The 7,677-nt window shown below is 67.8% G+C and carries 6 protein-coding genes; 3 read left to right on the forward strand and 3 right to left on the reverse strand.

All coding sequences use genetic code 11. The annotated features are described in order from the left end of the window. Positions 1 to 3 precede the first annotated feature (3 nt). Complete coding sequence (locus V3B46_RS13220; RefSeq protein ID WP_329892105.1) at positions 4 to 465, forward strand: c-type cytochrome; 462 nt, start codon at positions 4 to 6, stop codon at positions 463 to 465. 241 nt (positions 466 to 706) lie between these two features. On the opposite strand, the gene V3B46_RS13225 is transcribed toward V3B46_RS13220, so the two are convergent. Both V3B46_RS13225 and V3B46_RS13230 read right to left on the reverse strand, forming a co-directional pair. Further along, entirely contained in the window at positions 707 to 2,590 is a 1,884-nt protein-coding gene (locus V3B46_RS13225) for an ATP-binding cassette domain-containing protein (protein WP_329892106.1), read from the reverse strand. 447 nt (positions 2,591 to 3,037) lie between these two features. After that, positions 3,038 to 3,913: a LysR substrate-binding domain-containing protein gene (locus tag V3B46_RS13230; protein WP_329892107.1), complete on the reverse strand. Its 876-nt coding sequence runs from the start codon at positions 3,911 to 3,913 to the stop codon at positions 3,038 to 3,040. Positions 3,914 to 4,015: 102 nt separating this feature from the next. Between V3B46_RS13230 and V3B46_RS13235 the strand changes: the two genes are divergently transcribed. Beyond that, the gene (locus V3B46_RS13235; RefSeq protein WP_329892108.1) at positions 4,016 to 5,095 is read left to right on the forward strand and encodes a YeiH family protein; all 1,080 of its coding nucleotides are present in this window, start codon (positions 4,016 to 4,018) and stop codon (positions 5,093 to 5,095) included. Positions 5,096 to 5,179: 84 nt separating this feature from the next. After that, the gene (gene dbpA / locus V3B46_RS13240; RefSeq protein ID WP_329892109.1) at positions 5,180 to 6,556 is read left to right on the forward strand and encodes an ATP-dependent RNA helicase DbpA; all 1,377 of its coding nucleotides are present in this window, start codon (positions 5,180 to 5,182) and stop codon (positions 6,554 to 6,556) included. Positions 6,557 to 6,694: 138 nt separating this feature from the next. Here dbpA and V3B46_RS13245 read toward each other — a convergent pair whose 3' ends face one another. Next, positions 6,695 to 7,231, reverse strand: coding sequence for an adenine phosphoribosyltransferase (locus V3B46_RS13245; protein ID WP_154263257.1), 537 nt, complete (start codon positions 7,229 to 7,231; stop codon positions 6,695 to 6,697). Positions 7,232 to 7,677: the final 446 nt, after the last annotated feature.

Below are 7,677 nucleotides of genomic sequence, written 5' to 3' on the forward strand. Positions count from 1 at the left end.
CCCATGTCGAAAGCCGCGCATCCGATGCGTCACGCCATCGCCCTGTCCGTTGCCCTGCTGCTGGCCGCCTGTTCACAGTCGCAGGTGGAAAACAGCGAGACATCCGCCGCCGACCCGGGCCATGCCAGCGGCGAACACGGTTCTTCATCCTCTGCCGGCCTGCCGCCGGGCCGCGAGGCCGCCGGTGAAGCCCGCGCCAAGGTGAAGAGCAAGGCCACCAACCAGAGCTGCATCGACTGCCACGGCGCCGACGGCAATGCGCCGATCGACCCGACCTATCCGAAGCTGGGTGGGCAGTACGGTGATTACCTGGCGCATGCGCTGCAGGCCTACCGGGCAGGCGACCGCCAGCATGCGTTGATGACACCGCAGGCGACGGACCTGAGCGACCAGGACATCGCCGATCTGGCCGCGTACTTCGGCAGCCGGCCGAGCCAGCTGCGGGATCTGCACGGGGTTAAATGACCCCCTGCCCCCCGGTGGGTGCGGAATCCGCTTTGGTGGGTGCGGACCTTGGTCCGCACTGATGCCGCCATCCACGCATAGCGTGGATCCATCAGCCGGGCGTGGGCTCGGCTCTACAGCGTCTGCTGGCATGCCTCGGTAGTGCCGAGCCTACGCTCGGCTGCTCTCCGGCCAGATCGCGATGAGCCGAGCGTGGACTCGGCTCTACATCAATCGGCGCGCCGCTGGCGCCGACCGTCGCTCAGCCTTCCAGCTCTTCCCAGCGCGCGTAGGCCGCATCCAGCTCGGCCTGCACCTTGGCCAGCTGCTGGGTGTGCGCGGTCACTTCCGCGCTGCTGCGGGTGTAGAACGACGGGTCGTTCATCGCAGAGGTCAGTCCTTCGACATCGCCTTCCAGCTTCTCGATGGTCTTCGGCAGCTGCTCCAGTTCGCGTGCTTCCTTGTAGGCCAGCTTGCGCTTGGGTGCGGCCGGAGCAGCGGCAGTCGGGGTGGCCGGTGCGGCGGCCGCCGGCTTGGCGGCGGGGGCTGCGGCAGGCGCCGCGATGCTGGCCGCATAACGCTGCCAGTCGCTGTAACCGCCCACGTACTCGCCGATCACGCCGTCGCCTTCCATCACCAGCGTGGACGTCACCACGTTGTCGATGAAATCACGATCATGGCTGACCAGCAGCAGCGTGCCGGTGTACTCGCCCAGCAGCTCTTCCAGCAGCTCCAGGGTTTCCACGTCCAGGTCGTTGGTCGGTTCGTCCATCACCAGCAGGTTGGACGGCTGTGCGAACAGCTTGGCCAGCAACAGGCGGTTGCGCTCGCCACCGGACAGGCGGGTGATCGGCGCACGCGCACGTTCCGGGGTGAACATGAAGTCCTGCAGGTAGGCATGCACATGCTTGCGCTTGCCGTTGAACTCGAGGAAATCGCGGCCTTCGGCCACGTTCTCGATCGCGCTCCAGTCTTCGCGCAGCACCGCACGGTACTGGTCGAAATAGGCGATCTGCAGATTGGTGCCCGCGTTGACCTCGCCCTTGGCCGGCTGCAGTTCGCCCAGCAGCAGCTTCAGCAGCGTGGTCTTGCCGCTGCCGTTGGGACCGATCAGGCCGATGCGGTCGCCACGCAGGATTGTGGTGGTGAAATCGCGGACCATGGTGCGCTCGCCGAAGGCGAACGAAATGTCCTTGACGTCGATGACCTTCTTGCCCGAGCTGACGCCCTGCGCGGCTTCCATCTTGACGTTGCCACTGAGGTCGCGGCGCTGCGAGCGTTCGGTACGCATCGCCTTCAGGCGACGTACGCGGCCTTCGTCGCGGGTACGGCGCGCCTTGATGCCCTGGCGGATCCAGACTTCTTCCTGCGCCAGCAGTTTGTCGAAGCGTGCGTTTTCCTGCGCCTGCGCGTTGAGGCGCTCTTCGCGACGACGCTCGTAGTTGGCCCAGTCGCCCGGCCAGCTGGTGACCTGGCCGCGGTCGATCTCGACGATGCGGGTGGCCAAGGCACGCAGGAAGCGGCGGTCATGGGTGACGAACACCACGCTGCCGCTCCAGCCCTTCAGGAACGCTTCAAGCCAGTCGATGGCTTCGATGTCCAGGTGGTTGGTCGGTTCGTCCAGCAGCAATACATCCGGGCTGGACACCAGCGCACGGGCCAGCAGCACGCGGCGCTTCATGCCGCCGGACAGGCGGCCGAACTCGGCCTCGCCATCCAGGTCGAGCTTGGTCAGGGTTTCGCTGACACGCTGGTCCAGGCCCCAGCCGTTGGCGGCGTCGATCTTGGCCTGTACGTTGCCAAGGGCTTCGCCATCGAATACTTCGGCATGGCTGAGGTGGTGGAACTCGGCCAGCCACTGGCCCAGTTCGCCGAGGCCATCGGCGACGACGTCGAACACCGAGCCGGCAGCGCCGTGCGGCACTTCCTGCTCCAGGCGGGTGACACGCACGCCCTGCTGCACGCGGACTTCGCCGTCATCGGGCTTGTGGTCGCCGGACAGCAGCTTGAGCAGGGTGGATTTGCCGGCGCCGTTGCGGCCGATCAGGGCGATGCGTTCGCCCGGCTCGATCGACAGTTCGGCCTTTTCCAGCAACAACGGGCCGCCGACGCTGAAGTCGACGTTCTGTAGGGTAATCAGAGGCATCCGGATATTGTACGGGTTGGGGGCGTCGGCCGGGTTGCACCCGGCACCCGCAGAGGCAACGGCCGCAGCCAAAGCAGCGTCAAAAGCTGGTTTCCTGTGGGATGGCGGGATGGGTCCGGTCGCGGGGGACGCTGCAAGTACCCCTCCGGGGCCCGGCCCAGCCGCTGGCGGCTGTGCGTTCGGGCGCTTGCGAAGCAGTGCTTCGCAAGCAAAGCGCCCTCACCCATGTAAGCTCGGTCGCCGCTTGCTCGTGTGCGCAGTCCTGCGCACACGGCAAGACCGGGGTCGGGCGTCCTGCCCAACCCGCCCGAGGCATGCCTCGAGCCCATGCGGCTCACGCCCCCGCAACCGGACCCACCCCGCCTTCGACAATTTCCTGCGATCTGCCGTGACGGCATTCTGCTCTGGTGGATGTCGACCTTGATCGACACATGGGAATCTGATGAATTACCCCACCTCCCCCAGCAACGCGTGCAGCCCCGGCAGCCATTGCTTGCCCGGGTGGCGTACCAGCCAGAGGGTGCGCTGCAGGGGTGGCAGCGGGGTCTCGAGCACGCGCAGGCGGCCGAGGGCCAAGGGTTCTTCCAGGGCATAGCGGGAGAGGCAGGCCAGGCCGAGGCCGGCGATGGCGGCCTGCTTGATCGCTTCGGTATTGCCCAGCTGCAGGGTCTGGGCGAAGCCGCGCAGGTGCGGCAACAAGGCCTGTTCCACCGCTTCGCGGGTGCCGGAGCCGGGTTCGCGCAGCAGCCAGCGTGCGCGGCGCAGTTCGTCCAGCGACCAGCGCGCGGGGGCGTCGGCGGCCGCCACAATCACCAGCGGGTCCTGCTGCCAGGCCGTGACCTGCAGGCCGCGCTCGTGGCACGGGCCTTCGATCAGGCCGGCGTCCACGTCCAGCCGCTGCACGGCGGCGACCACGCCGGCACTGTTGTCGATGCGCAGGTCGACTTCGGCCTGCGGTGCCTGCCGCAGCAGTTCGGCAATGCGCGGCGGTAGCAGGTAATTGCCGATGGTGGTACTGGCGGCCAGCACCAGCCGCAGTGGTGCGCCCTGCGCGGGGTCACCGCCGGCGGCGAGCTGCCGCTCGAGGTCGGCGGCGTTGACCAGCAGCGTGCGCGCCGGTTCCAACAGGGCGCGGCCGTGGCCGTTCAGCGCCAGGCGGCGGCCGATGCGGTCGAACAACGGTGTGCCGAAGTGCGCTTCCAGCTCCTGCAGGGCGGCGCTGCTGGCCGACTGCGAAAGCGCGATGGCCTGGCCGGCAGCAGTGGTGCTGCCGTAATCGGCGATGGCGACGAAGACCTGAAGCTGGCGCAGGGTCAGGCGCATGTCATTTACCCGCTTGATAGGTTGCTTTCACTCATATTATTCGTTTTACAGGTCATCGTCTGGAGCGCACGCTTGCCACGTCACCCCAGCCCTGCCCCTGCCATGAACGCCCCCGCTCTCTCCCCCTGGTCCCTGCCCGCCCTGCGCCAGCGCTGGCAGCCGCGCCTGGCCGGCCTGCTGCTGGTCGGCCTGCTCGCGGCGGCGTCGCTGTACCTGGCCGAGCTGCCCTGGCTGCAGGCGCACGGCCTGAGCGCGCTGACCGTGGCCATCGTGGCCGGCATCGTGGTCGGCAACACGTTCTATCCGCGGCTGGCGCCGAGCAGTGCGGCCGGTGTCGGCTTCTCCAAGCACTGGCTGCTGCGCGCCGGCATCGTGCTGTACGGCCTGCGCCTGACCTTCCAGGACATCGGCCATGTCGGTATCACCGGCGTACTGATGGACGTCCTGGTGGTCGCCAGCACTTTCGGCCTGGCCTGCTGGCTGGGTGTGCGCGTGTTCAAGATGCAACGCGAGGCGGCGATGCTTATCGGTGCCGGCAGCGCGATCTGCGGCGCGGCGGCGGTGATGGCCGCCGAACCGGTGGTGCGCGGCCGTGCTGCGCAGGTCACGGTGGCGGTGTCGACGGTGGTGGTGTTCGGCACGCTGGCGATGTTCCTGTATCCCGCCCTGTATGCGCTGGTGCAGTCGCACGGCTGGCTGGCGATGGACGCGCAGCAGTACGGTCTGTTCACCGGTGCGACGGTGCATGAAGTGGCACAGGTAGTTGCGGCTGGCCGCGCGGTCAACGAAGCGGCGGCCGATACCGCAGTGATCACCAAGATGGTGCGGGTGATGCTGCTGGCGCCGTTCCTGGTCGCGCTGTCGCTGTGGCTGGCGCGTGGCGGCAAGGCCAGCGCCGATGGCAGCAAGGCGCGCATCGTGGTGCCGTGGTTCGCTTTTGGTTTCGTGGCGGTGGCCGGGTTCAACTCGCTGCATCTGCTGCCGGCCGGCCTTCAGGCGGGGCTGGTGCAGCTGGATACCGTGCTGCTGGCGATGGCGATGGCCGCGCTGGGCCTGACCACCCACGTTTCGGCGCTGCGCCAGGCCGGCCTGAAGCCGCTGCTGCTGGCGCTGATCCTGTTCGGCTGGCTGCTGTTCGGTGGCTTGGCGATACACCAGGGCGTGCTGGCGGTGCTGGGCTGAGCAGGAGCGTGCCGACCAAGGTCGGCACCCACATGGATGAAGGCCGCAGGACGGGAGCTGCCGCGCGGACGGGTACAATGCGCCATGACTGACTTCTCGACCCTGCCGCTGAGCCCGGCCCTGCAGCCCGGCCTGGATGCCCTCGGCTACACCACCCTCACCCCCGTGCAGGCGCAGAGCCTGCCGGCCATCCTCGATGGCCGCGATGTGATCGCACAGGCGCCGACCGGCAGCGGCAAGACCGCCGCCTTCGGCCTGGGCCTGCTGCAGTCCATCGACCCCAGCGTGATCCGCGTGCAGGCGCTGGTGCTGTGCCCGACCCGCGAACTGGCCGACCAGGTCGGCAAGCAGATCCGCAAGCTGGCCACCGGCATCCCCAACCTGAAGCTGCTGCTGTTGGTCGGCGGTGTGCCGCTGGGCCCGCAGCTGGCGTCGCTGGAAGGCCACGACCCGCACGTGGTGGTCGGTACGCCCGGCCGCGTGCAGGAGCTGGCACGCAAGCGCGCGCTGAACCTGGGCGCGGTGCGCACGCTGGTGCTGGATGAGGCCGATCGCATGCTCGACATGGGCTTCGAGGAGCCGATCCGCGAAATCGCCGGTCGCACCCACAGGGACCGGCAGAGCCTGCTGTTCTCCGCTACCTTCCCGGACAGCATCCGCGCGATGGCGCGTGACCTGCTGCGCGAGGCAGTGGAAGTAACTGTGGAAGGCGCCGACCAGGCACCGGCCATCCGCCACCTGTTCTGCGAGGTGGAACCGGCGCATCGCCAGAAGGCGCTGGCCGGCCTGCTGCTGAAGTACACGCCGGAATCGGCGGTGGTGTTCTGCAACACCCGCAAGGACGTGGACGAAGTGGCCAACTCGCTGCAGCAGTTCGGCTTCTCCGCACTGGCCCTGCACGGCGACATGGAGCAGCGCGACCGCGAGGAAGTCTTGCTGTTGCTGGCCAACCGCAGCTGCAACGTGCTGGTAGCCAGCGACGTGGCTGCGCGCGGGCTGGACGTGGAAGAGCTGGCGGCGGTGATCAACTACGAGCTACCGACCGACGTGGAGAGCTATCAGCACCGCGTGGGCCGTACTGGCCGTGCCGGTGCCAGCGGCCTGGCGATCAGCCTGGTGGCCGGCCGCGAGAAGACCCGCGCCGAAGCCATCGAAGCGCAGATGGGTCAGCCGCTGGACTGGCAGAAGACGCCGCTGGCGACTTCGCGCCCGGCCGAGCTGCCGCAGGCCGCGATGCGCACGCTGCGGATCGACGGCGGCAAGACCGACAAGCTGCGCCCGGGCGACATCCTCGGTGCACTGACCGGCGACGCCGGCCTGTCGAGCAAGTTCATCGGCAAGATCGCGATCTTCCCGACCCGCTCCTATGTGGCGATCGCGCGTGAGCAGGCCAACAAGGCCGTGGCCAAGCTGGAAGCCGGCAAGATCAAGGGCCGTCGGTTCCGCGTGCGGATGATGTGATTGAAGCAACGTTGCCAACCACGGTTGGCAACGATCTGACCTGGTGGCGGCCAACCTTGGTTGGCCCCTCCGTGGCGCCAGTCGCGAAAGGCGCTGCCAACCAAGGTTGGCAACTACCGGTTCGCAGCTACCCTTCGATCAGAACACCAGTTCGGTGTGCAACGGCAGATGCGCTTCCCAGCGCGCACGACCGCCGAGGCCATCGAGCTCGACCAGTACACCGGCGCCGACCACGTCAACGCCCAGGCGGCGCACCAGCGACAGCGCGGCGACCAGGGTGCCGCCAGTGGCCAGCACGTCATCGATGATCGCTACGCGGGCACCGGCCGACAGCGCATCGGCGTGCACTTCGATGCAGTCGCTGCGGTATTCCAGCGTGTATTCCTCGCGCAGCACCTGGCCCGGCAGCTTGCCAGGCTTGCGCACCGGCACGAAGCCCACGCCCAGTTCCAGCGCCATCGCGGCGCCGAGGATGAAGCCACGCGATTCGATACCGATCACCGCGTCCAGCTTCTGGTCGCGCCAGCGGTCGGCCATCGCGGTGATGGCACCTCGGAAGTCCTCGCCGTGGGCGAGCAGCGGCATGATGTCCTTGAAGAGGATGCCGGGCTTGGGGAAGTCGGCGATGTCGCGCAGGCGGGAGGCCCACTGCGGAGCGACGATGGCGTCGGTCATGTCACGTTGGCTATCTGATGGCGGCATAGGGTACCTGTTCCGGGCGCCGCCTGCCTGTTGGGGGTGTTCGGCCGGGCTGCGCCCGGCACCTGCGGTAGTGCCGGCCGCTGGCCGGCAACCTCAACAGCAACAGCAACAGCGTGCATTCCGTGGGATGGCGGGGTGGGTCCGGCTGCGGGGGGCGCCGTAGATACGTCCGTGTAGGCTCGGTCGCGCCATCCATGGCGCTCACGCCCCCCGCAACCGGACCCACCCCGCCTTCGACAGATTTCTGCGATCTGTCGGGCATTGCTTTCTGTAGATCCACGCCATGCGTGGATGAATCTTCATCGAAATCTATTATTTCGAAGATTGAACGAAGAGCATCCACGCATGGCGTGGATCTATCGTGTCGACCAAGGTCGACACCTACCCACAGCAGCGGGAATCTGTCGGAGGTGGGGCGG

This window comes from Stenotrophomonas sp. SMYL11 (assembly GCF_036320005.1).
Lineage (GTDB): Bacteria > Pseudomonadota > Gammaproteobacteria > Xanthomonadales > Xanthomonadaceae > Stenotrophomonas > Stenotrophomonas maltophilia_A.

What these genes read in the sequence shown, in the direction of transcription:
- V3B46_RS13225 (WP_329892106.1), bottom strand. Translation starts at nt 2,590, where the DNA reads ATGCCTCTGATTACCCTACAGAACGTCGACTTCAGCGTCGGCGGCCCG.
- V3B46_RS13245 (WP_154263257.1), bottom strand. Translation starts at nt 7,231, where the DNA reads ATGACCGACGCCATCGTCGCTCCGCAGTGGGCCTCCCGCCTGCGCGAC.
- dbpA (WP_329892109.1), top strand. Translation starts at nt 5,180, where the DNA reads ATGACTGACTTCTCGACCCTGCCGCTGAGCCCGGCCCTGCAGCCCGGC.
- V3B46_RS13220 (WP_329892105.1), top strand. Translation starts at nt 4, where the DNA reads ATGTCGAAAGCCGCGCATCCGATGCGTCACGCCATCGCCCTGTCCGTT.
- V3B46_RS13230 (WP_329892107.1), bottom strand. Translation starts at nt 3,913, where the DNA reads ATGCGCCTGACCCTGCGCCAGCTTCAGGTCTTCGTCGCCATCGCCGAT.
- V3B46_RS13235 (WP_329892108.1), top strand. Translation starts at nt 4,016, where the DNA reads ATGAACGCCCCCGCTCTCTCCCCCTGGTCCCTGCCCGCCCTGCGCCAG.